23 protein-coding genes and 2 pseudogenes are annotated in these 25,194 nt (G+C 68.3%); 17 read left to right on the forward strand and 8 right to left on the reverse strand.

What is annotated here, in order from left to right:
* The first annotated feature begins 31 nt into the window (after positions 1 to 31).
* The 5 genes from ACFYX0_RS35240 (at position 32) to istB (ending at position 3,607) form a co-directional block, all read left to right on the forward strand.
* Complete coding sequence (locus ACFYX0_RS35240; RefSeq protein ID WP_355923170.1) at positions 32 to 385, forward strand: hypothetical protein; 354 nt, start codon at positions 32 to 34, stop codon at positions 383 to 385.
* Positions 372 to 1,226: a hypothetical protein gene (locus ACFYX0_RS35245; RefSeq protein WP_355923172.1), complete on the forward strand. Its 855-nt coding sequence runs from the start codon at positions 372 to 374 to the stop codon at positions 1,224 to 1,226. Before ACFYX0_RS35240 ends, ACFYX0_RS35245 begins: the two co-directional genes overlap by 14 nt.
* A 203-nt stretch (positions 1,227 to 1,429) precedes the next feature.
* On the forward strand, positions 1,430 to 1,681 hold the full coding sequence (locus ACFYX0_RS35250; protein ID WP_388976680.1) for a hypothetical protein: 252 nt from the start codon (positions 1,430 to 1,432) through the stop codon (positions 1,679 to 1,681).
* Between the two features lie 70 nt (positions 1,682 to 1,751).
* Positions 1,752 to 2,783, forward strand: coding sequence for a hypothetical protein (locus tag ACFYX0_RS35255; RefSeq protein ID WP_388976682.1), 1,032 nt, complete (start codon positions 1,752 to 1,754; stop codon positions 2,781 to 2,783).
* Positions 2,780 to 3,607 carry an IS21-like element helper ATPase IstB gene (gene istB / locus ACFYX0_RS35260; protein ID WP_355923177.1) on the forward strand — a complete coding sequence of 276 codons (828 nt, stop codon included), beginning with the start codon at positions 2,780 to 2,782 and terminating at the stop codon, positions 3,605 to 3,607. Before ACFYX0_RS35255 ends, istB begins: the two co-directional genes overlap by 4 nt.
* Here the strand turns inward: istB and ACFYX0_RS35265 are convergent.
* Positions 3,597 to 4,172, reverse strand: a complete 576-nt coding sequence (locus tag ACFYX0_RS35265; protein ID WP_355923179.1) for a GNAT family N-acetyltransferase — start codon at positions 4,170 to 4,172, stop codon at positions 3,597 to 3,599. The two genes, istB and ACFYX0_RS35265, sit on opposite strands and share 11 nt — an antisense overlap.
* 563 nt (positions 4,173 to 4,735) lie before the next feature.
* Here ACFYX0_RS35265 and ACFYX0_RS35270 point away from each other — a divergent pair.
* The gene (locus tag ACFYX0_RS35270) at positions 4,736 to 5,074 is read left to right on the forward strand and encodes a DUF2079 domain-containing protein (RefSeq protein WP_388976685.1); all 339 of its coding nucleotides are present in this window, start codon (positions 4,736 to 4,738) and stop codon (positions 5,072 to 5,074) included.
* Positions 5,075 to 5,208: 134 nt separating this feature from the next.
* Here the strand turns inward: ACFYX0_RS35270 and ACFYX0_RS35275 are convergent, their stop codons facing one another.
* Positions 5,209 to 5,325: a hypothetical protein gene (locus ACFYX0_RS35275; protein WP_355923977.1), complete on the reverse strand. Its 117-nt coding sequence runs from the start codon at positions 5,323 to 5,325 to the stop codon at positions 5,209 to 5,211.
* Positions 5,326 to 5,793: 468 nt separating this feature from the next.
* On the opposite strand from ACFYX0_RS35275, the gene ACFYX0_RS35280 reads away from it, so the two are divergent.
* The 4 genes from ACFYX0_RS35280 to ACFYX0_RS35295 all read left to right on the forward strand — a co-directional run bounded on the left by ACFYX0_RS35280 (position 5,794) and on the right by ACFYX0_RS35295 (position 9,236).
* A complete protein-coding gene (locus ACFYX0_RS35280; RefSeq protein ID WP_388976688.1) occupies positions 5,794 to 6,909 on the forward strand; it encodes a bifunctional DNA primase/polymerase in 1,116 nt (371 codons plus the stop codon).
* A complete protein-coding gene (locus ACFYX0_RS35285; RefSeq protein WP_388976691.1) occupies positions 6,906 to 8,426 on the forward strand; it encodes a phage/plasmid primase, P4 family in 1,521 nt (506 codons plus the stop codon). Before ACFYX0_RS35280 ends, ACFYX0_RS35285 begins: the two co-directional genes overlap by 4 nt.
* Positions 8,423 to 8,824 carry a DUF6009 family protein gene (locus ACFYX0_RS35290; protein ID WP_355923964.1) on the forward strand — a complete coding sequence of 134 codons (402 nt, stop codon included), beginning with the start codon at positions 8,423 to 8,425 and terminating at the stop codon, positions 8,822 to 8,824. The genes ACFYX0_RS35285 and ACFYX0_RS35290 overlap by 4 nt, the downstream gene beginning before the upstream one ends.
* Before the next feature lie 148 nt (positions 8,825 to 8,972).
* On the forward strand, positions 8,973 to 9,236 hold the full coding sequence (locus ACFYX0_RS35295) for a hypothetical protein (RefSeq protein WP_388976694.1): 264 nt from the start codon (positions 8,973 to 8,975) through the stop codon (positions 9,234 to 9,236).
* Positions 9,237 to 9,348: 112 nt separating this feature from the next.
* Here ACFYX0_RS35295 and ACFYX0_RS35300 read toward each other — a convergent pair whose 3' ends face one another.
* Positions 9,349 to 11,913, reverse strand: a complete 2,565-nt coding sequence (locus ACFYX0_RS35300; RefSeq protein ID WP_388976696.1) for an ATP/GTP-binding protein — start codon at positions 11,911 to 11,913, stop codon at positions 9,349 to 9,351.
* A 291-nt stretch (positions 11,914 to 12,204) separates the two neighbouring features.
* Here ACFYX0_RS35300 and ACFYX0_RS35305 point away from each other — a divergent pair, with 291 nt between their 5' ends.
* A complete protein-coding gene (locus ACFYX0_RS35305; protein ID WP_388976699.1) occupies positions 12,205 to 12,483 on the forward strand; it encodes a hypothetical protein in 279 nt (92 codons plus the stop codon).
* Here ACFYX0_RS35305 and ACFYX0_RS35310 read toward each other — a convergent pair.
* Together ACFYX0_RS35310 and ACFYX0_RS35315 are read right to left on the reverse strand one after the other, a co-directional pair.
* Entirely contained in the window at positions 12,447 to 14,273 is a 1,827-nt protein-coding gene (locus ACFYX0_RS35310) for a zeta toxin family protein (protein WP_388976702.1), read from the reverse strand. The genes ACFYX0_RS35305 and ACFYX0_RS35310 overlap by 37 nt on opposite strands.
* A 142-nt stretch (positions 14,274 to 14,415) precedes the next feature.
* Complete coding sequence (locus ACFYX0_RS35315) at positions 14,416 to 14,826, reverse strand: DUF4357 domain-containing protein (RefSeq protein ID WP_388976703.1); 411 nt, start codon at positions 14,824 to 14,826, stop codon at positions 14,416 to 14,418.
* Positions 14,827 to 15,035: 209 nt separating this feature from the next.
* Here ACFYX0_RS35315 and tap point away from each other — a divergent pair, with 209 nt between their 5' ends.
* Positions 15,036 to 17,267 carry a telomere-associated protein Tap gene (tap, locus tag ACFYX0_RS35320; protein ID WP_388976705.1) on the forward strand — a complete coding sequence of 744 codons (2,232 nt, stop codon included), beginning with the start codon at positions 15,036 to 15,038 and terminating at the stop codon, positions 17,265 to 17,267.
* A 12-nt stretch (positions 17,268 to 17,279) separates the two neighbouring features.
* Positions 17,280 to 17,837: a telomere-protecting terminal protein Tpg gene (gene tpg / locus ACFYX0_RS35325; protein ID WP_388976708.1), complete on the forward strand. Its 558-nt coding sequence runs from the start codon at positions 17,280 to 17,282 to the stop codon at positions 17,835 to 17,837.
* Between the two features lie 119 nt (positions 17,838 to 17,956).
* On the opposite strand, the gene ACFYX0_RS35330 is transcribed toward tpg, so the two are convergent.
* Complete coding sequence (locus ACFYX0_RS35330; RefSeq protein WP_388976710.1) at positions 17,957 to 19,120, reverse strand: endonuclease domain-containing protein; 1,164 nt, start codon at positions 19,118 to 19,120, stop codon at positions 17,957 to 17,959.
* On the opposite strand from ACFYX0_RS35330, the gene ACFYX0_RS35335 reads away from it, so the two are divergent.
* Both ACFYX0_RS35335 and ACFYX0_RS35340 read left to right on the forward strand, forming a co-directional pair.
* Positions 19,094 to 19,822, forward strand: coding sequence for a group II intron maturase-specific domain-containing protein (locus ACFYX0_RS35335; protein ID WP_388976713.1), 729 nt, complete (start codon positions 19,094 to 19,096; stop codon positions 19,820 to 19,822). The genes ACFYX0_RS35330 and ACFYX0_RS35335 overlap by 27 nt on opposite strands.
* A gap of 110 nt (positions 19,823 to 19,932) precedes the next feature.
* Positions 19,933 to 20,424 carry a group II intron maturase-specific domain-containing protein gene (locus ACFYX0_RS35340; RefSeq protein ID WP_388976716.1) on the forward strand — a complete coding sequence of 164 codons (492 nt, stop codon included), beginning with the start codon at positions 19,933 to 19,935 and terminating at the stop codon, positions 20,422 to 20,424.
* 71 nt (positions 20,425 to 20,495) lie between these two features.
* Here ACFYX0_RS35340 and ACFYX0_RS35345 read toward each other — a convergent pair whose 3' ends face one another.
* Positions 20,496 to 21,086, reverse strand: a complete 591-nt coding sequence (locus ACFYX0_RS35345; protein WP_388976719.1) for a roadblock/LC7 domain-containing protein — start codon at positions 21,084 to 21,086, stop codon at positions 20,496 to 20,498.
* 427 nt (positions 21,087 to 21,513) lie between these two features.
* Positions 21,514 to 22,986 (reverse strand): amino acid permease, encoded by a 1,473-nt coding sequence (locus ACFYX0_RS35350; protein ID WP_388976721.1) that lies wholly within the window; start codon positions 22,984 to 22,986, stop codon positions 21,514 to 21,516.
* A 1,039-nt stretch (positions 22,987 to 24,025) separates the two neighbouring features.
* Between ACFYX0_RS35350 and ACFYX0_RS35355 the strand changes: the two are divergent.
* Positions 24,026 to 24,217, forward strand: a pseudogene (locus ACFYX0_RS35355) (transposase); the annotation flags it as partial.
* Between the two features lie 13 nt (positions 24,218 to 24,230).
* Positions 24,231 to 24,967: pseudogene (locus ACFYX0_RS35360) on the forward strand (IS5 family transposase); the annotation flags it as partial.
* Between the last annotated feature and the right edge of the window lie 227 nt (positions 24,968 to 25,194).

Genomic DNA, 25,194 nt, shown 5'->3' on the forward strand with positions numbered 1-25,194 from the left:
CTCACCCTCCCCTTCCCGGAGGCCCTCCGCCATGCACGAATCCGTGCTGTCCGACACGCAACTCGCCATCACCACCGCCCTGGCGGCCTGGATGATCACCGGCTTCACCCGCCTGCCCGGCCGCTGGCTCCGCTGGAAGATGTTCTGCCAGGCCACCTTCACCATCCTCCACCTCACCGGCACCAAAGACGGACGCACCGAGCCCGTGAACGTCTACGACTACCTCTCCCCAGGCAGCTTCATCCTCGGGCCGCCCCAGCTCCAAGCGATCCTCAACTACCTGACCCGCAGCGGCCGATACGACCACATCGCCGGGCACGGCCGTCTCCTGACCGCGCGTGGCGAGCAGCAGATCGAGGTGAGGGACAGCCGTGTGGTTCTTTGAGGCCATCGCCGACGGATTCCAGGCCCCCACCGACCCCGCGCGCCTGCAGCTGTTCCGGATCATCTTCGGCACCGTCTGCGCTGCCCGCTTCGCCCTCTCCATCGGACAAGGCGGCTGGACACGCTTCGCCCCCACCTCGATCAGCACGCACCTCGCCCACCAGCGCTACGGCCCCACCCGCGCCCGGCTCCTCGCCATCGCCTACCAGCCCATCCTGATCGCCCGCACCGCCGCCGCGGTCGCCCTCGCCGCCGGCCTCGCCCCGCGCCTTGCGCTCCTCCTAGTACTTGCCGGAGCAGCCATGGAACTTCTCTACCTCAAGAGCCCGAACGCCATCCGCTACACGCTCCTCACCGGCACCAGCCTCCTCCTTGCAGGCAACCTCGGCCACGGCCTCCACATCGACCACACCCCCAGCACCACCAACACCTGGGCGCAATGTCTCCTCGTGCTCGTCACGACAGACATCTACTGGAACTCCGCCTGGCAGAAACTCCACAGCCCCCAGTTCCGCAGCGGCCTCTACCTCGCACAATGGGTCCACGTCTACGCCCAGGTCAGAGAACATCTCCCGTACCGGCGCCAGTACGCTGTCCCTGGCCTCGTCCGCCGCCACATGGGCAACCTCACCCTCCGCGACATTCGCCTCTGGCGCCTGACCGCAGCAACGGTCATCGCCACGGAGATCGCCTTACCCCCCGCGCTCCTCGTTCCGCAGACCATGCCGTACGCCGTCGCCGCCGGGATTGCCATGCACGGGGCCTTCACCTGCCTCAAACCCCGCCAGCTAGTGACGTTCTCCGGCCTTACCGTCGGCACGTACATCGCCTTTGCCGCCTAGCGCCCCAGGACACACCATCCATCGCCAGCAGCTCGTGGAGTCGCTGGCACCCGGCTCCTGGTCACGCGCGAACGGGGGCGTTGCGCTGTCAGTCCTCGCCCGGCTCAGGCCCCGTGTCTCGGACAGCCTTCTTCACGGCCATCTCCACCTCGACCCGCGACATCCCCTCGGCTCCGGCGTGCTCGGTGACAGCCTGCTGAAACTTGGCGGCGGCCTTGATCCAGGCTTACCGGGCCGCGGCGCGTCTGCTCCTGCGCGACGCCTTCATCCTGAACTTCGTCACCCAAAACGCCCCCGTCAACGCCGACGTCGCCTCCTGGGGACCACGCCGAATCGCCGGCATCGTCGCCAACATGCAGGCATACCTGGACACCCCGACGTGGGTAGTCTCGGCTCCTGATGCGCCCTCGGGGAACATCGGGGTCGGCGACGTTCTGTTGCGGGTCCGCTTGTAGCGCAGCCGCTCCAACGAAGTCCTGTCATCCCGCGCGAGTTCACCCGCCGGTTGGCACCGTGGACTCAGGCGTGGTCCCTCACTCCCGGACCGAGTCGGCCCGCTGGGCCGCTTTCCGATCTTGGTATGGGTACTCGGCGTTCTACTGCACGCCGGGAGAGGAAGGCGCCCACGAGAAGGGCGGAGTGGAGCACGAGGGAGGAAGGTTCCGCCGCAAGCACCTGGTCCCGCCTCCGGTGGTGGAGAGTCTGGCGGAGCTGAACGAGCGCCTGGCGGCAATCGATGCCGCCGAGGACGCAAGGCACGTGCACGGCCGGCCGACCTCCATCGGCTTCGACTTCGAGCAGGAACGTCACCTGCTGCGGCCGCTGCCCGCGGACGAGTACGACACGGGGATCGACCTGACGCCGGTGGTACACCGCAACGGCCGGGTGACCGTCCGCCAGTGCTACTACTCCGTGCCCGCCCGCTTCATCGGGACGAAGGTGCGGGTGAAGCTGAAGGCGAACGAGGTATGGGTCTTCGAAGGCCGCAGTGTGATCGCCCGCCACCCCAGGCTGACACGTCGCTATACCTACCACGACATTCTCGACCACTATCTGGAGATCCTGCTGGTCAGGCCGGGTGCGTTCGCGGGGGCCGCGGCGCTCGCGCAAGCACGAGCAGAGGGCTCCTTTACCAGGACGCACGAGGCGTTCTGGGCCGCGGCCAAGAAGAGGGCGGGTGACCGTGAGGGCACCCGGATGCTGATCGAGGTGCTGCTCTTGCACCGGCAGTTGCCCGCCGACGCTGTGGTCGCCGGCATGGCCACCGTTCTGAAGGTCGGCTCGGTCAGCACCGATCTGGTGGCCATCGAGGCCCGCCAGGCCATGGAGAACCAGGAGCCCGAGGAAGTCGGCGGCGAGGCGGATACCGGCGGCGGGCACGACAGGCAGGCGAACGACACCGGCCATGACCACGAGGCGACTGGCGCGAAGGTGATCTCGCTCCACGCCCGGCGCCTGCCGCCGGACTTGCGCACCTCGCTGCCGGACATGAGCAAGTACGACCGGCTGCTGAAGCCGGTGACCACTCACGCGACGACGAAGGGCACGAGCGCATGACCCCCACCAAGACCGCCGAGGTCACGGCCGAGCGGGTGCCGCCGACGAGGATCCCTCTGCCGGGCGATCCGGAGGACGCGCTGATCGACGAGGCCTGCCGCGACCTTCGGCTGCCCGCGTTCCGTGAGCGCTTCGTCGAGATCGCGGCCACCGCGCGGCGCGAGCAGGCGTCCTACAAGCAGTTCCTGCTGGAGCTGCTGCAGATCGAGGTCGCTGACCGAGAGGTCCGCCGCCAGCAACGGCTGGTGCGGGCGGCGAAGTTCCCCCGGCCCAAGCGGCTGGAGGACTTCCAGTTCGAGAAGAACCCCAACGTCCCGCCCGAGGTCATTGGCGAGCTGAAGAACCCCGCCTGGGTGCAGGAAGGCCGCCCTCTGGTTCTGATCGGCGACAGCGGCACGGGCAAGAGTCACCTGCTGATCGGAGTCGGTACAGCGATCGCCGAAGCGGGCCTGACGGTCCGCTACACCACAACCTCGGCCCTGGTGAACGAGCTTGCCGAGGCCGACGCCGCCAGGCGCCTGTCCAGCGTGATCGCCCGCTACAGCAAGGTCGATCTTCTGTGTCTGGATGAATTCGGCTACCTGAATCTGGACAAGAAGGGCGCAAAGTTGCTCTTCCAGATCTTCACGGAGCGGGAGGAACGCAAGGCCACCGCGGTCGCGACCAACTCACCGTTTGCGGAGTGGGACAAGATCTTCAACGAGCCGCGGCTCTGCGCGGCCATCGCCGACCGCATCACCTTTCGATGCACCCTGATCCAGACCGGCACCGACTCCTACCGCTTCCAGGCCACTGAAACCGAGTGGCAGACCACTACGAGGTGACTGCCAGGCCCTCGTCTGCCGACCCGATCTGCGTGTGAAGGCGCCAGATCACACGGACTCCCGCCTCGCCAGGGGCTGTCGGTCCGTCGGGCAGCCGCACACGTTCCGCCTCGGTGAAGCCCAAGCGGCGGGCGACGGCACCGCTGGCGGGGTTGGCCTCATCGTGGTGGATCTCGATGCGGTCAATCTCCGGAAGCTGCTGTCCCGCATGCACAAGTGCCGCCGCCGCCATGGTGGCCAACCCCTTCCGCGTCCATGTGGGGTGCAGCCAGTATCCGATCTCAAGCCCGCCGGGACCGATCCGGCGCATCAGCCCGCAGCTGCCGATCACCGCTCCACCCGAGGTGATCGCATAGTCATAACCCTGCCCCGAACCCCACTGCTCTTCGCAGCGGGCCAGGTACTCCTCGGTCTGCTTCCGACCATGACTGGCTGCCCAGGGCATCCACGGCAGCAGGTGATCAAGCGACTCGGTGATTACCGGGTGCAGGGTCTCGATGTCGCTGACGCGCCATCGGCGCAGCTCGACCTGGTCAAATCGGAGAGTTTCAGCAGGCTGGTCCATGCGCAGGATGCTGCCTCAGCCCCACATGATCGACAACGCATTTACCAGCGTCCACGGAACCGGGCCCTTCTGAGCCACGCCTGTCAGGGACGCGAACCAGCCGGGCCCGGGGACCACAAACTATCGCGTCACGCCTACACCACCGCCTTGGACACCCCGTCTCCGCCCAGGCGCCACAACATGTCACCCGATAGGGGCGGCTCTCATTCTCGTTGCCGATCACGAAGCCATGGCGTTATCCATGCCCGCCACGGGCGGAGCAGCGTGGCTCTCAATCCCGTTGCCCAAGTGGCTCCAGTTCAACCTGTCGAAAACAATCCACCAGCCTTGCGACTGCTCGCCGCAAAGCGCGGCGCCTGCGTCACTCGGCTGGCACCCCGGGCGAGCACAGCACCGTACAAGGCCCTAGCGTGATCGTGCCTTGCGCTGACAGAACCGCAGGGCCCGGCGGCCCCTCTCACCGCGCCCTGGAAAGGGGCCGCCCCCTCCTCCAGCAACCGGCCTCATCCACTCGGCACAGCCGACATGTGCGCGGCCCGTGGGTATTCCATGCTGGCTCCGCCGTGGTCGGCCGAGCGCATACACCCCGGCCGGACCCCGGAAACACCGACCCCCGGCTCGCGACCGCCTGGCGGCTGATGGACCGTATCCCGGACGGCGCCACCGTGGCCGCCTCCAACCGGCTGGTCCCGCAGCTCACCAGCCGCACCCTGGTCAGCGTGTTCGGCCTGGGGGACAGCCGTCCCGACCCGGAGTGGATCATCGACGACAGCGCGCAACCGCAGGGCTGGCCGATCTCACCCGACGACGACCGCAGGCTGCTGTCCGAGGCGCGGAACAACGGCCGCTACCGGATTGTCGCGGACCAGGACAGCTACGTTCTCCTGCAGCGGCGGCCCTGACAGAGCCGCAGGCCGGCGACGCCGTGGAACTCGTGGCGCCTCCTACGTCTACCAATTTCACGTATGCGGCAGCGTCGAGCAGATCGTTGGTAGAGGCGCCCGCTGCCATCTTGATCTTGAAACAGCCAGGCGTCTTAGGCCTCGCTGTTGACCTCCTCGGGAGTGTCGGCGACGTCACCGTTCACCGCAATGACTTCGCCGGTCACCGGGGTGTAAATGGTCGGACTGCCGATCGCGGCTAGCCCCTCCAGGTTGTCCGGCGGTCGGTCGCTTCAGTCGCTTGGGTCGCTACCTCCTGCTCGATGCAGCGACCCAAGAGCCAGCGACTGAGCGACTCTTCGGTCGCTCCAGCGCACCGCGGCAAAGATCCAGGTCACAGCGCCCTTCCCTCGGTCACAGCGACCGAAGCGACTGGAGTACCGCATATATCAGAGCCATAGAGTGCGCTCGTGTGCGTCATATATAGAAAGCTTCAGTCGCTTCAGTCGCTGTTGGCGGTTCCATACCCTGTCTGAACTGGCGTTTTCTCCGTAAGACCGAGCAGCGACTGAAACACCCGTCGGTCGCTCCAGCCCCGCCCCGGTCGCTGGCAGACCCTCATCGATCGCATCATCGACACGGCGTCAACGTTGTTCCGCATGTGCTCCACGACCAGACCGGCCTCGTTCGCTAGTCTGTGTCCGTCGTTGAGTCGCTTCGGTCGCTGCTAGGGGGTGCAGATGCCTGCTGATCTGCAGTTTCCCCACAGCGACTCACATATGCCCACCCTCGCGGCTTCAGTCGCTGACCGCTCGCTCGCCACTGCGCAGTCGTGCGCCCGGCGCGGCTGGCCTGTGCATCCCCTTGCCCCTGGGCGCAAGACCCCGGCCGCGAACTGCAGCGACTGCCGCGCCAGCGCCCACGCGCCTGCCGATTGCCCCTGCCTGCGGGCAGACCGCTGGTGTCACGGCTTCCACGCGGCCACGCTCAACCACGACCGCATCCAGCAGTGGTGGGGGAAGCACCCGCAGTTCGGCATCGGCGTCTCCTGCGGCCCGGCTGGCCTGGTCATCCTCGACATTGACGCCCACCCCGCCGAACCGCCAACCCGCAACCGTGTCCTGCCCGGCATTCCCATCGGCGACCACGTCGACCTCACCGGCCTGGCCAACGGCTTCCATACCCTCGCCGTCCTCGCAGCCCTCCGCGGTCAGCAAAGCCCCGCCGACGACACCACCACCCTGCGGGTGCGCACCCCCTCCGGGGGACTTCACGTGTGGTACCGGGCCACCGGCAACCGCCAGTGGCTGTCCTCCGTCGGCTCCAGCGCCGGCCGGGCCCTGGCCTGGCAGGTCGACATCCGAGCCCACGGCAGCTACATCATCGCCCCAGGAACCACCACCCACCACGGCACCTACACCCCTGTCGGCGAGGCCCGCGAGCCCGCCGCCCTCCCCATGTGGGTCGCCCAGGAGCTCGACCGCACCGGCCACCTGCCCGCACCCAACATTGCCGCTCCCCGACCAGTCCCGCCACGTGCCCAGCAGGCTGTCCTCGCCGCCGGCGGCGGCCGGGGCCAAGCCGAGCCCACCCTCGCCGCAGTCCTTGCGCCGGTAGAGGCCTGCGGCCAGGTTGCCGAAGGGGCAGGCTTTTCCGCCACCCTCAACCGCGCCGCTTACACCCTCGGCGGCCTCATCGCTGCCGGCCGCCTCTCCGAGCAGGAAGTCGAGCAGGCACTCAAGGACACCGCGGCCGCGGCCCGCCCGGGCCAGGAGCGGCGCATCGAGCAAATCATCCGCAGTGGCCTCGCCGCAGGCCTGAAAAGGCCTCTCTACGCCAGCGGGAGGCGCTCATGACGTCCCCCGGCAAGGAGACTCTCTTCGAGTTCGACCCTGAAGCCGTCGCCGCCCAGATCCGCAACCAGGCCGCCACTGTGCCGCTGCCCGCCCAGACCACCACCGAGCGGCCCGTCGGCGAAGCAACCGCCAATGGCCTGTTGCCGGACACCCTGACCGACCGGGGCAACGCCAAACTTTTCGTCAAGCTCTACGCCAACGACTACCGGCATGTCCCCGGCATCGGCTGGTACCGGTGGGACACTACCCGCTGGCAGATCGACGAGGACGACACCGTCCTGTGGGCCGCTGGCGACCTGGCGGAGAGCATCGCTAGTTACGATCCCCGGGGTCTGTTCACCAACACCGCCCTGCAGTCGCACCGTCGCCGTGCCCTGTCCACCACCGGCATCAACGCCATGCTCACCCAGGCCAAGTCCGCGCCCGGCATGGTCCTCAACGCTGCCCGACTGGACGCCGACCCCTACGCCCTGTGCACCCCCAAGGGCATCGTCGACCTGCGCACCGGCCTGCTGACGACCCCTGATCCGAACAAGGACTTCCATTCCCGCTCCACAACCGTCGGCCCGCAGCAGATGCTCACCCCGCGCTGGCTGCGTTTCCTGACTGACACCTTCGGCGCTGAGTCCGTCGGCCACGAAATGATCGACTATCTGCAGCTGCTTCTCGGGTACTCGATCACCGGCGACGTCGGAGCCCAGATCCTTCCGTTCCTGTTCGGCTCCGGCAAGAACGGCAAGTCCGTCCTGCTGGACGTACTGATGAAACTGCTGGGCGACTACGCGGACGCGGCCCCGCCCGGCTTCCTGATGGCTAAACCGTACGAAGGCCACCCCACCGACCTCGCCGAACTCCACGGACGGCGCGTCGTCGTTTGCTCGGAGGTCAAGCCCGGCGACAAGTTCGACGAGGCCCGGGTCAAGCTGCTGACCGGCGGCGACCGGATCAAGGCCCGCCGCATGCGGCAGGACTTTTTCAGCTTCGAACCCACCCACAAGCTCTGGCTGCTGGGCAATCACCGCCCCGAAGTCGGCACCGGCGGCTTCGCGTTCTGGCGCCGCATGCGCCTGATTCCGTTCGAACGAGTCGTCTCCGACAGCCGAAAGATCGACAACCTGGCCGACATCCTCGTCATGGAGGAAGGCCCTGGCATCCTCGGCTGGCTCATCGACGGCGCCCGCCGCTATCTGGCCGGCGAGCGCGACCTCACCGGGCCCGAGCGAGTCAGGATCGCTACGACCGCATACGCCGAGACCGAGGACCACACCGGCCGCTTCTACGAAGAGTGCTGCCGCGTGGGCCCCGACCTGCGGGCCGAGCAGACGGCGCTCTACGCCGCCTACAAGGCGTGGTGCAACAATGAAGGCGCTCCGGTCATGTCCTCGCGTGCGTTCGCCTCCCGCACTCGCGAACTGGTCGGGCTGGCTTCGCCCAAGGAGATGATCCTGTCCAATCAGCGCAAGCACTACCCGGGCATCGGACTGCTCACCGACGACCAGAGGGATACCGACGCATGAGTTCCCTGATCAGCGCGGACGAGATCAGCCACGAGACCGAGTTCGTGTGGCTGGAGGACATCAACCAGCTCGATTACGTACGTCAGAGCCTGGACCGCCTGCCCACCCGCAAAGGCCGACCCGCCTACCACCGCGACGGCCGCATGATCGGGTACGCGATCCTCGGCTCCGATGCCAAGCCCTCCCGCGCCTCCGGTACCTTCCGGCGCCGCGTCTTCTGGCTTCTGCCCCACGACCGCGACAGCGAGCCCGACGGCCTGTACGCCAAGAGCGCACCCGCCGAAGCCGTCGACCCCCGCACCCTCGAACCGCGCATCAAAGGCTACAAGACCGAACGCTCCGAAGGCGGCCCTCCCTCCCTCGCCATGCAGGAACTCGGCATACAACTCCCGCTGTAACTCGCGCCCCTGACAGCAGCGACCGCGATGAACCAGGCGCCGACGAAGGTCGCCGCCGCTGCTGGCGTCATGCCTCAGCCACCTATGTCGGATGCCCGATCTGCCGGGGGTGGCTGATCGCGGCGCGGGAGCCTGTCAGGATAGTGGCATGGCGAATGAGACGGCGACGCACGACGAGCGGCTGCGGGACCTGGAGGCGGAGGCGTTCCGCACCGGTCGGACGCTGGCGGAGCACAGCGAGCAGCTGGCGACGATCCGTGAGCAGCAGCGCACCGCATTCGGGAACATCGACTCCCTTGCCGACGCCGTCGGCGCGCCGGGAGACCGGTCGGTCACCCAGCGCTTGGACACGATCGAGCGTGTCCTGTTCGCCCTCGCCCGGGCGCAGGATATCGACCCCGACGCCCTCTGAGCTTGCCCGTTTGAACGGCTGCGGCCCGCGAACACCAGGTGTTCGCGGGCCGCAGCCGTATGTGGGCAGGCCTGACGGCTGGACCGCGGTACCGGCTGCCGTATCCCCTCTGCTACTGGTTGTGATGGAGGCGGTGCTGGCGGGCGGTGACGAGCGTGCGCCACCGGGTGCGGGTGGCCTGTTCGCTGTCCAGCCACCGCGGCGCCGTGTGGTCGGCGGGGAGGGGGAGGCCGGCCATGAAGGAGGCGATGTCGGTGTAGTAGGCGTAGTCCCCGTCCTGGGTCTGTTCGCGCAGCTGGGAAAGGGTGGCGGCAAGTGCGTCGTGGTCGTCGAAGACGGCCTGGTGGAACGCCGCGGCGAGTTCGAGGGTGGGAATCATCGAGGCGAGGCCAGCGATGTCGAACTCGGTGCGCAGGGTGTGAATGCGGTCGTCGAGAGCAGGATCGCCGGCGTCGCGGATCAGAGCAGCGATGGCCGCGTTGATCGTGGTGGCGCGCAGGTCGAGGTTGGCCAGGAGCTGATGGGCCAGGTCGATTTCGTCGTCGGCCTGGTGGGGATCGTAGAAGGCGACGGCGAGAGCGCGCAGGGCTTGGTTGTGTGCGGCTTCGCCGGCTTTGGCGTGCTGTTCGGCTTCCGTGCGCCCGGCAAGGTAGGCCGCGGCCGCGCGTTCCGGTTCTCCCTGCAGCCACCACAGGTCGCCCAGGACGCGCTGGTGGCGTCCTTCCCATCCCAAAGTCTGTGCGGCGGCGTGCGCGGTGGGGAAGTCGCCGGCAAGCCGGGCGGCCTGGGCGAGGCCGCGCCGGGCGGCGGGGGCCAGGCGTCCGTTCCCGTCGGCGACCTGCTGGTATCCGCGGCGTGATTCCTGGCCGTGTCCGATGTCGCGGTAGGCCTTGGCCCGGTAGTACAGGGCCATCTCGTCAAGATCGGCAGGCAGGAGGCGGGTGTCGAGCACGGTGGTCAGCCGGGCGACGGTGCGGGTGCGGTGTTCGTGCTGGCGGCGGGTGAGGGCGCTGAGGAGTTCGACCAGGGCGTCGGCGGCCGTGTCCAGGCCGGTGTGGTCGCCGGTGTCGGGCGGGGCGAGGGGTTCCCAGACGGAGTCGCTGATGTATGCCCAGGCCGCGCCGGTGAGCCAGCCGAGGTCCAGGCGGTGGTCGCGGGCGAGGCGCAGGCCCTGGCGCAGGCAGGCGACCAGGAGGAGGCGGTCGCGGTCGGGGCCGGTGTGCCACTGCTCGCCCAGGGCGGTGAAGGCCCGCCTGGCGGCGTGCTGCCAGGCGCGCGGTGTCCAGCGGTCGTCGGTGGTACGGACGGCGGAGCGGATCAGGCCGTGCAGGTGGAACGGCCAGATAGCGAAGGGGTCTTCGCGGATGAAGGGCCGCTCGGTCAGCCGCTGGGCGGGAGCCTCGTGAGCGAGGCCGGCCGCCTTGGCGGCCAGGGGGATGTCGAAGGCGTCCAGGAGGCTGACCGAGCGCAGGACGTGCCGTTCGTCGGGGGTGAGGTCGGACAGGGTGCGGGAGACCAGGGCGGGGAAGTCGTGGTCGAAGTCGGCGGGCTGCGGGGCGCGGCCGCTGCGGCTCAGTTCCAGGAACCGGGCGACCGACAGGTCGAGGTACAGCGGCAGACCATGCGACCTGGTGGTGATCACCTGCCGGATGGGTTCGCCGATCAAGGGCTGCCCGTCGCGGGTGAGACGGCGGGCGAGGTAGTCGTCGCAGTCTTCGGGAGAGAAGTCGCCGATCAGCACCTGCCGGGGCGCGCCGGCGCGAGCGGGGGTACGGGCGGCGGGCACTGCGGATTGTGCGAGTCCGGGCCAGGAGGTGGGGCCGGTGTAGTCGAGCTGGCCCTGCAGGGCTGGATCGGCCCACTGCAGGCGGGAACGGCCGGTGATCACCCAGAAGGCTCCCGGCATGAGCCACACCGTGCGCTGGATGAGCCGCTCCAGGTCGCGGCGGGTTCGCTCACCGATGTCCTCGAAGGTGTCCAGCAGGATCACCGGCGTGACGCGTTTGCCCTGGGGGAGGCGGGCGAGCTCCCAGGCGAGCAGGTGCGGATAGTAGGACAGCGTGTCCAGGTCGGCCTCGGCCTCCAGCAGGTCCGCCAGCCGCGCGCATCCCGCCAGCGCCCGCGCGGTCTGCCTGTGCTCGCGCAGGGCCCTGATGAGCGCGCCGGTGACGGCGCCGACCACGGCGCCGACGGTGCCGGGCAGCGTCGGGCCTTGGGCGACTTCAGCGAGCGCGGACTCCATCTGCTGCGGCAGCACCTCGCCGAATCGGGCGGTCAGGCCGCGGCGGCGCAGGTATTCCTCCAGCGGCTCCCCGGGGTGGTTGGCCTCCCAGTAGCGGCGCAGCGCGATGTCGAAGGCGGGCAACGGCCGGCCGATGCGGGCCAGGGCGAGCCGGATCATGAGCACGATCTGCTCGAAGCCGGCCGTGGCGGACCGCGCGAGGTCGATCCGTACCGGGAGGATCCGGTCAGCCGGCCAGCCAGGCTCGCCCCACTGCGCCGGGCGCCGTCCCGCGTCGGCGAGCGCCGCCTCCAGCTGACGCGAGAGGGTGCTCTTCCCGACCCCGCCCACCCCGTGGAACACGATCACGTTGTGGCGGGGCGCCTCGAAATCCTCGACGTCGAAGCCGGGCGCGCCGGTGCGCTGCAGGTGAGGGCGGCGGCCAGAGCCTCCCACTGCGCCTGCCGGTTCGTGAACGTCTCCTGCGCCGCGACGCCACGGTCGTTCGTACTGAACAGCGCCCTGAGATCCCGGCCTGCCACATCCACCCCCGAAAAATGATCACTCGCGGGTCAACCTATGCCCGCCCTGCGGGATTTGGGGAGTCCGCCCCGCTGCCGTGACCCGCCTGAGCGACGGATTCAGGCCTGCCCACGCCGTGGAGCGCCATGGCGGCACCGAACCGGGCAGGCGGGCCGGGAGGACAATGACCCATCCGATCAAGATCAGAACAACGAGGGGGTTGCCATGCCCGGTACACCAGACGAGCCCGACTTCTCCGGCCTGGGCGGGGGCGAGGACCAGCAGGCGGACGACATCGTGCGGGAGGTGGTGGGCTGGTACAACGCTCAGATCATCGCGGAACGCCGCGCACCGGTGCCCGACGATGAGCGGATCGAGGCACTGAAGGCCGGCCGTGAGGCCGCGCTCGCTGACCAGGCCCAGCTGGCAACCGCCGACCCGGAGGAGGAGGCCCAGATCGCCGCCGTCTACGCGGCCCGGCTGAGAGAACTCAAGGAGTCGTAGCCAGAGGTCTGCCGTCGTACGGGCAGGGACCAGACAGTCGGGTGCGGCCGGTCGATACGGGCCGGCTGCATGCGAGGCGGCATCAGGGGCCGGGCGAGCGCGGCGATGTCGTCCAGTTCGCCGCGGTGGCGGGGCAGCGCGTGGTGGAGCTGGAGGAATGCCATGGCCTCCTGCTCGGTGTACGGGCGGAACCGTTCCGCGGCGAGCGCCCACGATGCCTGGCCGGAGCCGTCAGCTTCGTGGCGCAGCAGGGCCCGCCCGTCACGGCGGATCACGGTGATGGCCGCGATCTGCGGGTGCCGCTCGGCGACGGCGACGATATCGGCGAGCGCGTGGAAGCAGGTGTCGTGCCCGGAGCGCGTGGTGAACCGGCCGGTGCCGCCGATCTGCAGCGCCCGGGCGTACCGCAGCGGGGTAGCGAGCCGGCTGTCGGCTGCGCGTACGGCCAGGACGACGAGCTCCACCGGATAGCCGTCGGCCGCGAAGGACAGCGCGCTGTCGACAAACTCCTCCACGCTGCCGGGGGCGGCCTCGATCAGGACGTCGCCCCGGCGTCGGCGCACATATTCCTCGGCCCGGGAGAACCATGCGCGGCAGTCGGTGCGGATCGCCGCCCCGGCGCTGCGGGGATCGTCGCGCAGCAGCTGGAAGTAGTCGGGGTGCGAGGCCTTGAAGTCGTCGCCGACCAGCCTGGTCGTGCCGGTCCTCATCGCGCGCCGGACCATCCTGGCTGCCAGCAGCTTGCCCGCCCCGGGCTGGCCCAGGACATACACGGCGCGCGGGTCGTCCCGGGACGTGACATTGGCCAGGACGGCCGGGGCGATCAGCTCGTCGAAGATCCACCGGTGCTCATCGGCCGACAGCCGGTGATACGCGACCCCGGGCGGCGTCGCGGTGGGCTGGCCGGTGCGGCGGACCCGCTCGGACCAGGCGGCCGCGCGCTCGCTGTCACGCTGTACAGCCAGGCGCCGGTCCTCGTCGGCCAGTTCGGCGTGCACGCGCCGGTCGGTGCGGGCCAGTTCCCGGCGGAAGACGGCGGACTCGCGTGCGGTCCACGGCCGCGCCCGCTCCGCCCGCACCACCCGCTCCGCAGCTGGACGGCGCGTCCAGTTGCCCTCAGGGGTGAGCTCGTTGGAGTAGAGGACGGTGCCGTCGCGCCGGACGACGGTGACGCGGTCGGCTAGCTGCTCGGCCTCGATGACGGCAAGCGTGGCGAGCAGGCCCTTCGCGCAGGTGTCGTGGTTCTCCCAGGACACGTAGCGGCCGCCGCCGTCGGCGGCGGCCTCATTGAGGAAGCGATCCACAACGCCCAACTGACTCAAAGCCTCCGGAGTAGCCAGCGCGACCACCTCGATCCGGTGGCTGGCTGCGCGGTAGGTGCGGGAGGAGGCGCGGAATTCGTCCGGGTCGGCGAGCGCCGACTCCACCACAGCGTCGTAGCCCATCTCGCGAACGTGCGCTTCGACGGCGGCCTGCCACCGCGCGGTGTCGGGACGCACCAGGGCTCCGGCCGTACGGACGTCGGCCGCAAGGGCACTGGCGTAGTGATGGTGGAGAGGCTTGTACAGGTCCCGGCCGATCCGTACGGAGCCGCCGCGGCGGTCCAGGACGGCCTGCACGAGATCGGCAACCTGGGTCTTCCCGGCGCCAGGCTGCCCAGCAACGACGACCACGACGGGCCGGGCCTGTGCGACGGCGCCCTGCGTCGCGGCCGGGAGGATCACCCGGTGCAGCACGTCGAAGCTCTCCTGTTCGCACAGCATGGCCAAGCCGGTGTTCCTTTCTGCCACCGATCGGCCACCTGGGCGGCCATGCTCTCCAGCACACGGTCGGCTTGAATGCCTGCATCCCCAGGATGCGGCTCACGATCCGATAGGGGCACCACGTAGGGGCCCCGACCTCAGGGACTGGGTCTACAGCTCAGGAATGGGACTACTGCGAGTTGCGTGACTCCAGCTCGCGACGCAGGACATCGAGCGTGCGCCCATCCTCCACGTGCCACAGCGTCCATCCGTTGATCACGTTTCCGGTCACTGCCTCTGCCGCCTTGGACGGCGAGGGATACGGAGTGGCCTGACCATCGACGACCAACTGGCCGTCGGGTGTCACCACGGCGCGCCCGGACCGGTTGGCGCGACGCTGACGGAAGGACAGGACCGTGCCCGCCTCCAGCAGGCCCGCCTGCATGAGATCGGCCAGCGGACCGTGGGGGACTACCTGCCTCGGTGATGACGGCTTGTCCCCGGTACCGAGGGCGAGGGTGACGTGCACGGTGTCATCACCGCTCGCCTTCATCAGGTGCGCGATGACGGCCGGGTCGAAGTGGATGCTGAGCGTAGGCATGCGGCCTCCCCTTGCGGCAGTCCGGCCAGCCCGGACCACTCGCGCCACTCCCATCGTAAGGCATTCAGGAGGCTTTGTTTAGCTTCGATCTCAAGTGATTCAGGAGAAATCCGTCCGAGTCAATATCGGCTGCCTCGTACGCGATCCGTACGGTAAACGAACGCGAATATTACGATTATGGGATTAAGCTGCCGCTGGGGAGGTGCTTCATGTCCGAGTTGTTCGACGCGGTCGACGCGCTGGTCGCATCCCGCGCTCCGCTGCCGCCGGCGGAGGAGCGCAAGCGACTGCGCCAGGCCCACGGCCTGACGCTGGACGACGTGGCCGCCGCGCTGAAGGTGCGCCGGGCGACAGTGTCCGGCTGGGAGTCGCTCAAGAAGACGACCGAGCCGCGCGGCCCCGAACGTGAGGCGTACGCGCGGCTGCTGAACAAGCTCGCGGAGCTCTACCCCACGCCCACCGCCGCCCCGGACCCGGTACCGGCCACGCTCACCAGCCAGCCCGCCCCGCAGGAGCGAACTCTGTCCACCGGCCTAGCCCCGAACGCTGTGGTCATCACTGAACACGAGAACACCCAGACCATCTCCGCTCCCGTCGCCCCTGCCGAGCAGGCCGCGCCGCGTCCGGCGCGCGCCGCCAGGCTGTCGTCGGTGTCGGGTCGTCCGGGCGCGAGGAAGGCGGCGCCGGGGGGTACTCCGGCGGGCGGCATCGACCCGCGTTTTGAGAACGGGCCGCTGGCGGTCGTCGACGTCGAGGACCGGCAGGTGCTGGCGTACTGCACCGGCGGCCTGGTCCTGGACGTGCCCGCCAAGTCCCTGCCGTCCCTGGTGGACTGGACGCTCAAAGAGGCGCAGCTCGGGCAGCCGAAGCTGTCCGGGCCGGGCAAAGACGCCGACCCGCTGCTCGTGCTCACCCAGGCCGCGCTGGAGCGCTACGGCCTCCCCGTCGCGCTCACGGAGGAGGAGCGCCTCGCCGGGCGCATCCCAGAGGGCCACAAGGTCATCAAGCAGCTGGCACGCGCGGACTGGCAGCTGACGAAGCGCGGGTTGGGGCCGTGGGCGCGGATCTACCGCCCCGCCACCGGCTCGGACCGCCAGTGCGTGCAGCTGTGCATCCCGTCCTGGCACGCGCTGGACACCCGGCACTGGGGCGAGGCCGGGCAGCTGGCGCCGGCGGAACTCGCCCGGCTCCTGGGCGTGTACGCGTCCCGAGTGATGACGCCGCGCGGCTCCACCGCTGTCACCGGCCTGGAGCTGATGACCGCACTGCACCCGCCGACCCGCGCCTCCGAGCCCGACGCCGACGGCAAGCGGCACTCCGAGCACAACCCCGGCAGCCTGGGCAAGGACCCGGTGGACTGCGCCCCGTGCGAGGCCCCCGACGGGCACCCGCTGCTCAAGGATCTGCCGCGCTTCCACGTCCGCGGCCCCGGCGAGAAGCTGTTCGAGGAGGCCTACGACTGGGCGCGGCCGATGACGGATGCCGAATGCACCCTGCGGCACCTGGTCGGCATCGACGTGAACATGGCCTTCGCCGCCGGAGCGAACGGCCTGGTCGTCGGCCTCGGCGCGCCGACGCACGTCAAAGCGCCGGTGTTCGACCCGAAGCTGCCCGGCTCGTGGCTGGTGGACCTGTCCCACGTCGACCTGTCCCGGGTGAAGGTCGCCAAGGACAAGTGGGCGGACCTGGACACGAGCCTGCTGCCCAGCCCGTTCACGCCGAAGGGCGAGCGGCCCGAGGGCCCAGCCTGGTACGCCACGCCCACCGTCGCGTACGCGGTGGAGCTCGGCTACGACGTCGCGCCGATCGAGGCGTGGGTCCGGTACGAGAACGGCCGCTACCTGGACGGTTGGTACAACCGGCTGCGCGACGCCTTCCTCGCCACGATGGCCGACCTCAGCGTGCACGCAGACATGGAGCCGGCCGACTTCCTGACAGCCATGGACAGCTACAAGGAGCGCGACCCCGAGCTGGCGATCGTCGTGTCGGCGATCAAGGCGACCGTCAAGGGCGGCCTGGGCAAGCTACGCGAGCGCCCGCGTGGTGAGGGCTGGCGGCCCGGCGAGCCGTGGCGGGCTCTGTCCCGCCCGACGTGGCGGCCGGACATCCGCGCGGCGGTCATCTCCCGCACCCGGATCAACCTGCACCGCAAGCTCGTCAAGCACGCGGCGTTCACCGGGCAGTATCCGGTCGCGATCCTGTCCGACTGCGTTGTCTACGCGGCAGGCGGGCCCTCTCCGCTGGACTTCCTGCCCTACCGGGACGGCAAGCCGCTGCCCGGCGGCTTCAAGCTCGGCATCAACCCCGGCCTGGTCAAGCACGAGGGCACCCAGAGCGTCCTGTGGGGCGAAGAGGTCCGCGAGCGGTTCAACGCCCCGGAACTCAACCTCGCCCGCTACATCAAGGACGGCACCGTCACCGACGCCGACAACGGAGAGTAGGAGAAGGCGACGATGAGCCTGTTCGGCGACGGCCTGGACGCCGCGGTGCAGAAGTCGTTCACCCGCCCGGCGCCCAAGAGCGCGGGCGCCCAGATGCGATACCTGGTCAAGCAGCTCAAGGGCACCAAGCCGGTCGCCCAGATGCTGCGCATCTCCCAGCGCACCGTCGAACGGTACGTAAAGGACCAGATCAAGAAACCGCGCCCGGACCTCGCCGCACGCCTGGAGCGCGAGGTGAAGAAGCGGTGGCAGCCCCAGATCCGCGCCAAGGCCCGACAGAAGGCGGCGACCACCGGCGGCATCGTCATCGACACCCGCGCCCGGATCGGCTACACCGCGCCGATCGGCTCCACCGACGAGGACCGCCTCCGTCATCTCACGGTGGCGCTGCCGCCGCAGTACGCCGCCCGTCTCTTCAAGGCCCAGGAGGCCGGCGCCACCGAGCAGCGGCTGCGGGAGATCGCGGCCGAAGGACTCAAGGAGGTGTACTTCCAGGACGGCGGCCGCCGTGCCGGCCAGCTGGAGGAGGTCCGCTTCACCGACATCGAGCACCTCGAGTTCGACCTGTAGCAGCCACGTCCCGAACAGCCTACGAGCCCGGACCAACTGGTCCGGGCTCGCTCGCGTATCCGCGGGGGTCGGATGTTCATGCACGCGACGCCGTGCTCAACGACGTCCCCGCGCGCCGGTCACCCCGCGCCCGTGGCGTCGCCGGGCGACGGCCGGCCATCGCCCGCGACGAGTGCCGTATCGACGAAGGCCCGCACGAGCGCGGCGACCTCGGACGCCGTGACGTCCTTCGTCCACCGGCTGGCGTGCCAGCCGCTGCACTCCAGCTGGAACCGGTGAACACCGTGCTCGTGCTCCACCTCGCGGGCGTACGGCTGCCTGCTGCACCGCCCGTGCCGCTCGGTCTGCTCCAGGTGCGCGCGGACAACACTGGTGTGGAACCGGCGCGGCAGCGTCCGCTGTTCGAGGCAGCCGCGGCACTCCAGGAGGTGCAGCGCGGCGCCTTCCAGCCGGAGGAAGCAGTGCGGGAGGCCGGTGCCTTCGCGGGTGTTGCAGCTGCCGCAGAGCGGGCCGCGGACGTAGCCGTGCTCGTGGCAGTGATCCCACGCCGTCGCAGGACTCTCGTTGCACAACCGGCACAGGTAGTCGTCTGCCCGTGTGCTGAGCCGGCGCAGCGCGTCGTACAGCACGCCCCGCAGGTGGCCGGTGTACAGCTGGCAGGCTTCCCCTGCGCAGGGCGGGCACATGGTGACGTACCCCGTCCTGGTGTTGTACCGCCTCCAACCGCCCCAGTAGGGCCCCTGCGCCCCGCAGGAGCAGAGCCGAGCCCGGGCGGTCAGTTCACTCTCCCGCTGCTCCCAGCGGCCCAGCAGCTCCGCGTAGGCGCGAGGCAGAAGCCAGGTCTCGCCCGACCAGGCCATCAGTTGCAGAGGCCGGGTGCCGGCGATGTTCTGCAGGTGCCGGGCCCGACTGCTGGACGTGACGAACTCCTTCCACGTCAGGTCGCCGGGCAGACCGTTCGGCCCGATGTCCCTCCAGGCGCCCCACTCCTCGTACGGGCGCTCCTCCCGGAGCAGCTTGTTGCGGGCCCGGTCGACCATCCACGACACCAGCCGACGCCGCCAGTCGGGGCGGTGGCACTCCTCCGGATCGCGTTCCGGGATGTCGCGGTACGGGGGCAGCTGCACGTCGACGACGTCGTCCAGGTCCAGCTGCAGCTCCACGAAGGCCCGGCCGGCGGCGCGGATGTCCCGCTCGTCGTACATCCAGCGGACCTTGTGCCTGTAGCAGCGCACCGCTATGTCGCCGAAGAAGACGTGACCGTGCTGCCGCAGGCCAGGCATGTGGAGGAGTTCGTCGGGGTCGTGATCTCGCCTGTGATAGCAAATCTGTATCTCCACTACGCGTTCGACATGTGGCTGGTGCGGGAGTTCCCGCAGGTCACGTTCGAGCGTTACTGCGATGATGCGGTGATTCACTGCCGCAGCGAGCATCAGGCCCGCCGGGTGCGGGACGCGCTTGCTGCGAGGCTGGCGCAAGTCGGTCTGGAATTGCATCCGGACAAGACGCGCGTGGTGTATTGCAAGGACACCGACCGGCGTGGCTCGTTCGAGCACACGTCGTTCACGTTCCTCGGGTACACCTTCCGGCCGAGGCTGGCCAAGAACCGGTACGGGAAGCACTTTGTGAGCTTCCTGCCCGCGGTCAGCAAACAGGCGATCAAGGCTATGGGCAAGGAGATCCGGTCCTGGCGTATCGCCCGTCGCAGTGACAAGTCCCTCAACGACCTTGCGCGGATGTTCAACAGCATCGTGCAAGGGTGGATCAACTACTACGGGCGCTTCTACAAGTCCATGTTGTATCCCCTTCTCCAGCGCCTCAATGACTATCTGGTGCGCTGGGCTTGCCGGAAGTACAAGCGGCTTCGCCGCCGGGAGAAGAAAGCTCGGGAACTGCTGGCGGGTACTGCCCGCCGGTACCCGAATCTATTCGCCCACTGGCGGCTCGGTCTCAAGCCTGCTGGCTGGACGATGGGAGCCGTGTAAGCCGAGAGGCTTCCGCACGGTTCTGCGAGCGGCGGCGGGTGAGACTCCCGCCGCCGACTCACCTCGTGGTCCTGTGCCCGACCAAGGAACGTGCAGAGCAGGCACGGAAGTTGGCGGGCGCGGTACTGGCCGGACTCGGGCTGCGGCTGCATCCGGACAAGACCGGTATTGTCCACCTCGCCAGGGGTGGTCAGGGCTTCGACTTCCTCGGCTTCCACCACCGCAAGGTGGAGTCGTGGCGTCGGCGCGGCAGGTTCCACCTGCAACGCTGGCCGTCCGAGCGGGCGATGGGGGTGCTGCGGGACAAGATCCGCGCGGCCACCGACCGCCGCCAGGTAGGACGGCCGCTGTCGGCCGTGGTCGCCGACCTCAACCCCGTACTGCGGGGCTGGGCGGCGTACTTCCGCTGGGGCAACTCGGCCGGGAAGTTCTCCACGATCGACAGCTACGTTCACGAGCGGCTCGCGATCTTCGACAATCGCAAGCGTGCCATCCCCGGCCGCCGGTGGGGCAAGCGCCACGACGGCGCATGGCTCAACCGGCTCGGGGTGTTCCGCCTGTCCGGGAACGTACGCAGGGTGGCGGTGCATGCCAGCCGGTGAACGATGTCGGTAAGCCGGGTGCGCGAGAAGCGCATGCCCGGTTTGACGGGCGGGGGCTGGAAACGGAGCCCTCACAGGCCACCGCGCCAGTCCCCGACCCTACTCAGCCGCGCTGCCGTGCGCACTCGTAGGACCTCGTCGCCCGCAACGACACACACGGGCATGCGCATGTATGGGGCGAACCTCTTCAGCAGGCGCCCCATCTCGTACCCGACGGTGCCAGCGTCGGTGTCCGCGGTGGTAATGACGGCGATGACCATGTCCACCACTCCGCGTGTGATACCTGGATGGTTCTTGAAGGCCGCGGTGCGGCCGGCACTCTGGACCAAGAACAGACAGTCATCTCGCTCGATGACGACCTGCCTTGGAGGCATCTGCTTGTTCGTCGGGCCGGTGATGTTTGCCGCGAGCGATGCCACCACGCTGAGTGCGGCCGAAAGCTCGTCCGCCCAGTCCTTGCCGACCTCGTTGTCCAGCAGGCGCAGTCCGTCTTGTGAGAGCAGGACGGCGTGCGTGACTCCCGGCACCTCGGAGACGAAGGCCCGCAACTCGGAGGCGAAGGTCCGCAACAGCCAGGCACTTTCAGCCTGTTGTCCTCTCGCTCTCGCATGGGACGTCGGCTCGCCACCGGCCACGTTGAACATCTCGAGATGGGTGCTCATAGGAATCGCTCCGGAGGAGGAAGGAGGGGCCGACGGCCGTAGCAGGGCCATCGAGGACATGGATCGGTTAGAGATGATCAGGACGGGGGCTGGTCGGACGAAGCGGACGGCGGCCCGACGGTGCCGCCGTCCTTACCGTCGTTGCGGAAGGCGGCTGCCAGACCGGGCGTCGCGACCGTCACATGGCTTTGGCTACCACCTGCTGCTGTGCTTCCTGGACAACACTGGCGAAGCCCTGGCCCGTATACCGCGGCCAGGGCTTCGCCGGTCATACCGCCGCTGACCACATCACCACTGCTGCATGCAGCAGCCCGCATCGCCCGTCAAGGCCGCCTCCACTTGCGGATTTCCGCCGACTGGGCCTGGCGACATGAGCTGCCGAACGTTTTTCTGTCTTGCGAGCCAACAGGCGGTGCTTGGAAGGGAGTTAACAGTCGGGGTGCGCGGTATCGAGCTGATCCGACTTCGCCGCGTCACGTATGGCTTTGACTCGCCCTCGCACACAGAACCAGCCGATGACAAGCGCAGCGACGATCACCGGCAGAGCCATGACAGTGATGCGTCCAGGGCCATTGTCAGCCCACATCAGGATGAAGACGCTGAAGAGGAAGAGAAGGGTGACTATCTCGGTAAATGGCGATCCAGGGAGCCGGTAGGAGGGCCGAGTGATCAGCCCGGCCTGCGTCTTCCGCCAGAACAGCAGATGGCAGATCATGATCATCCCCCAGGTGGTGAGGATGCCGATGGCAGCGAGGTTGAGCACGATCTCGAACGCGTCGGCCGGTACCACGAAGTTGAGTCCCACGCCGAAAACGCAGAATCCACAAGTGAGCAGTATGCCGCCGTAGGGGACCTGGGACCGGCTCATGGCCCCAGTGAACTTCGGCGCCGATCCTGCGATTGCCATCGAGCGGAGAATCCGACCGGTCGAATAGAGCCCCGAGTTCAAGCTCGACATCGCCGCGGTCAGTACGACGAGGTTCATCACGCTGCCCGCTGCGGGTATCCCGATGTGGGACAGCACGGTGACAAACGGGCTCTCCTTGGACGTGTACTCGTTCCAGGGCAGCAGCATGGCGAGAAGTACCACCGAGCCGACATAAAACAGCGCAACACGCCACATGATCGAGTTGATGGCTTTGGGAACGCTCTTTCCGGGCTCGCTGGTCTCGCCCGCGGTCACTCCGACCAGTTCCACTCCGGCGTAGGCGAAGACGACGCCCTGTACCACCATGAGCATGGGCAGCAGACCATTCGGAAAGATGCCACCAGTGTCCTGGATCAAGTGGGGCCCCGGCGTGTGGTCACCGATCGGATGCTGGGTCACCAGCAGATAGATCCCAATACACATGAAGGTGACCAGCGCTCCGACCTTTATGATCGCGAACCAGAACTCGAGCTCTCCGAAGATCTTCACGGAGATCAAGTTGACCGCCAGCACGATCGCGAGCGCGATGAGCGCGATAAGCCACTGGGGCATGGAGCTGAACATGCCCCAGTAGTGTGTGTAGGTCGCTACCGCCGTGATGTCGGCGATCCCCGTAGTCGCCCAGTTCAGGAAGTACATCCAGCCGGCCGTGTACGCGCCCTTCTCGCCCATGAATTCGCGGGCATAAGAGACGAACGCCCCGGATGATGGGCGATACAGAACGAGTTCCCCCAAAGCTCGCACCACGAGGAATGCGAAGACGCCGCACACGGCGTATGCCACCGCCAAAGACGGCCCCGCCACGGCAAGCCGCCCACCCGCGCCCAGGAACAGCCCGGTGCCGATGGCGCCACCTATAGCGATCATGCTGACGTGCCGAGACTTGAGAGACTTGCTGTAACCGGCGTCGCCGGCATCGACGTGAGAGCCGTCAGGATGGTGGTCGAGTGACTTGAGGGTTTGCTGAGTCACGTGTTCGTTCCGCTTTCATGGGAGACTGGTGCGGCGAGGCCGCATGGAAGTGTCAAGAGTTGTCTCGACACAGTCGAACAACGCTCCATCGCCTGGACGGCAGCGTCTTCCGAAGCCGGCGACTACGTTGAGGGGGCCTTGAGTTGGTGATGCGGCTGTCGGGTGCCCACCAGCTTTGGAGGCCGGAAGGGTGGCGAAGATCCAGATGATCTCGGTAAATACTCAGGAGAACCGGGCCGCCTGACCGTATGTGAGAACAATTCGAAGCAGGACGCTCACGTCCCAAGCGCCGATCTCGGTCTCCTGAGCCGCCCCCGTGAGTCGACGACGGAGTCGCGCGGCTTCAGATGGGAACGAAAAGTGCGCCGGTTACAAGCGGCACGGGATGTCGGTGCGCCAGCGGCCAGCGGCCAGCGGGCCCGGTCATGCGTCACCCTGCTGAACACAGGGTGGTGAGCCATGCTTGCGGGCGCGACGAGAGTGACCTTGCCTGGGCCGGTCTCCTCCCGCCCCGGGCCAGGGGTTGCCCACGAGCGGATCCCTAGCGCCCGGATCGCACGTGGTATCGAGCCCACCCGAAGGTTTGGTCCCACTTATCTTGCAGTATGACAAGTCCACGGGGGGCAGCATGGACTACTAGGCGCCTTCGAATCGAGGATTACTTCATGAAATGATCCGAGGGGCCTCAAACGATAGGTCCGTGGGATCATTCACCTTCAAATCGTTACCGAGTAGTCGATGGTCGAGTGAATATGCGGTTCGTCTATTTTGCCCAGATAGAGTGCGGTGTGCTCATGCGGGTCCACGCCTCCTTCTCTGTCGGACGGTCCATCACCGACCCGTTTGGCCACCAGCCTCAGCAGGTCTGGCGCCCCGCCCTCGGACAAGACGGCCCCTGCGAGAAGGCGCCCAGGTGCCGAAATCACCGGCCTGGTCGACCTGCCTGGCTTGACCGAGGGCACCTAGGGCGCGTATCGGGTCGTGATCAATCTGCGGGAATCGCCCTCGCGGCGGGGCCTGGACCGGTAGATCTTCTTGCGTGACACGAGTGCAACTGACTGACGAGGAATGGGAGTTCATCGAGCCGTACCTGCCGATCGGCGAGTACGGCCCCTACCCCGAGCGGCTGCGGCAGCAGTTCGAGGGCGTGATCTGGCGGTTCAAAACCGGCGGGCAATGGCGGGAGATGCCACAGGTGTTCGGCGCCTGGTCGACCGTCTCCAACCGCTTCCCAGCGGGGCGAGGTGGACCTGTCCCTGGTCAGCATCGACTCCACCACCGCGCGCGCTCACCACGACGCCGCTGGGATGCACCTGGACCAGGACGTCCTTACCGCCCTGGAGAAGGCCGCCGTCGAGGAGGAGAAAACCAGGTCAAAAGGGGTGGCTCGGAAGAACGAAACGGTCATCAAGCCGAAGCAGATCCCGAGCGGGAGGAGCGACGACGCACCCGGCGCCGACGCAGACTCGGCCTGAAGGCCGCCCTCCTGGGACGCTCCAGGGGCGGGCAGACCAGCAAGGTCCACCTCGCCGCCGACCGCAAGTGCCGCCCGCTGGCGTTCATCCTCACCGCGGGCCAGGCCGCGGACAGCCCGCAGTTCATCCCCGTGCTCAACAAGGTACGGGTCCGCGGGCCCGTCGGCCGCCCCCGCACCCGCCCGGACGCGGTCGCTGGGGACAAGGCCTACTCGTCCCGCGGCAACCGGGCCCACCTGCGCAAACGCCACATCAAGGCGGTCATCCCCGAGAAGTCGGACCAGGCCGCCAACCGGAGGAAGAAGGGCTCCAGGGGCGGTCGGCCCGTCAGCCACGACGCCGACCTCTACAAGGAGAGGAACACCGTCGAGCGCCTGATCAACAAGCTCAAGGCCTGGCGAGGCATCGCCACTCGGTACGACAAGACCCCGGACAGCTACCTCGCCGGTCTTCACCTACGCGCCTCAATGATCTGGCTCAAGGACCTCACGAAAACCGCCCCTTGATCACAATTCGATACGCACCCTAGTACCTCGACTTTCGCTGTTCTCGCGGAGCCGGTGTGATCAGGCTGTGTGCTGGATGCCGGCTTGGGCCCAGGCTTGGTGGACGGCCTGGATTTCGGCGTCTGTCGGCTGGATAGTGTCCCTGCTCGTGGTGTAGGCGATCAAGGCGCCGGAATCCCCAGGTCAGGGGCAGTGACTCCTCCGGGCCCGGGTTTCAACTCGCCTCA

Origin of the sequence: Streptomyces sp. NPDC002573 (genome assembly GCF_042889625.1) — a bacterium.
Classification (GTDB): Bacteria; Actinomycetota; Actinomycetes; order Streptomycetales; family Streptomycetaceae; genus Streptomyces; species Streptomyces gibsoniae.

Excerpts from the sequence above, each read along its gene's own strand:
- ACFYX0_RS35240 (WP_355923170.1), top strand. The coding sequence starts at position 32 with ATGCACGAATCCGTGCTGTCCGACACGCAACTCGCCATCACCACCGCC.
- ACFYX0_RS35315 (WP_388976703.1), bottom strand. The coding sequence starts at position 14,826 with ATGCCTACGCTCAGCATCCACTTCGACCCGGCCGTCATCGCGCACCTG.
- ACFYX0_RS35285 (WP_388976691.1), top strand. The coding sequence starts at position 6,906 with ATGACGTCCCCCGGCAAGGAGACTCTCTTCGAGTTCGACCCTGAAGCC.
- ACFYX0_RS35330 (WP_388976710.1), bottom strand. The coding sequence starts at position 19,120 with ATGCCTGGCCTGCGGCAGCACGGTCACGTCTTCTTCGGCGACATAGCG.
- ACFYX0_RS35305 (WP_388976699.1), top strand. The coding sequence starts at position 12,205 with ATGCCCGGTACACCAGACGAGCCCGACTTCTCCGGCCTGGGCGGGGGC.
- ACFYX0_RS35295 (WP_388976694.1), top strand. The coding sequence starts at position 8,973 with ATGGCGAATGAGACGGCGACGCACGACGAGCGGCTGCGGGACCTGGAG.
- ACFYX0_RS35280 (WP_388976688.1), top strand. The coding sequence starts at position 5,794 with ATGCCTGCTGATCTGCAGTTTCCCCACAGCGACTCACATATGCCCACC.
- tap (WP_388976705.1), top strand. The coding sequence starts at position 15,036 with ATGTCCGAGTTGTTCGACGCGGTCGACGCGCTGGTCGCATCCCGCGCT.
- tpg (WP_388976708.1), top strand. The coding sequence starts at position 17,280 with ATGAGCCTGTTCGGCGACGGCCTGGACGCCGCGGTGCAGAAGTCGTTC.
- ACFYX0_RS35345 (WP_388976719.1), bottom strand. The coding sequence starts at position 21,086 with ATGAGCACCCATCTCGAGATGTTCAACGTGGCCGGTGGCGAGCCGACG.
- ACFYX0_RS35290 (WP_355923964.1), top strand. The coding sequence starts at position 8,423 with ATGAGTTCCCTGATCAGCGCGGACGAGATCAGCCACGAGACCGAGTTC.
- ACFYX0_RS35265 (WP_355923179.1), bottom strand. The coding sequence starts at position 4,172 with ATGGACCAGCCTGCTGAAACTCTCCGATTTGACCAGGTCGAGCTGCGC.
- istB (WP_355923177.1), top strand. The coding sequence starts at position 2,780 with ATGACCCCCACCAAGACCGCCGAGGTCACGGCCGAGCGGGTGCCGCCG.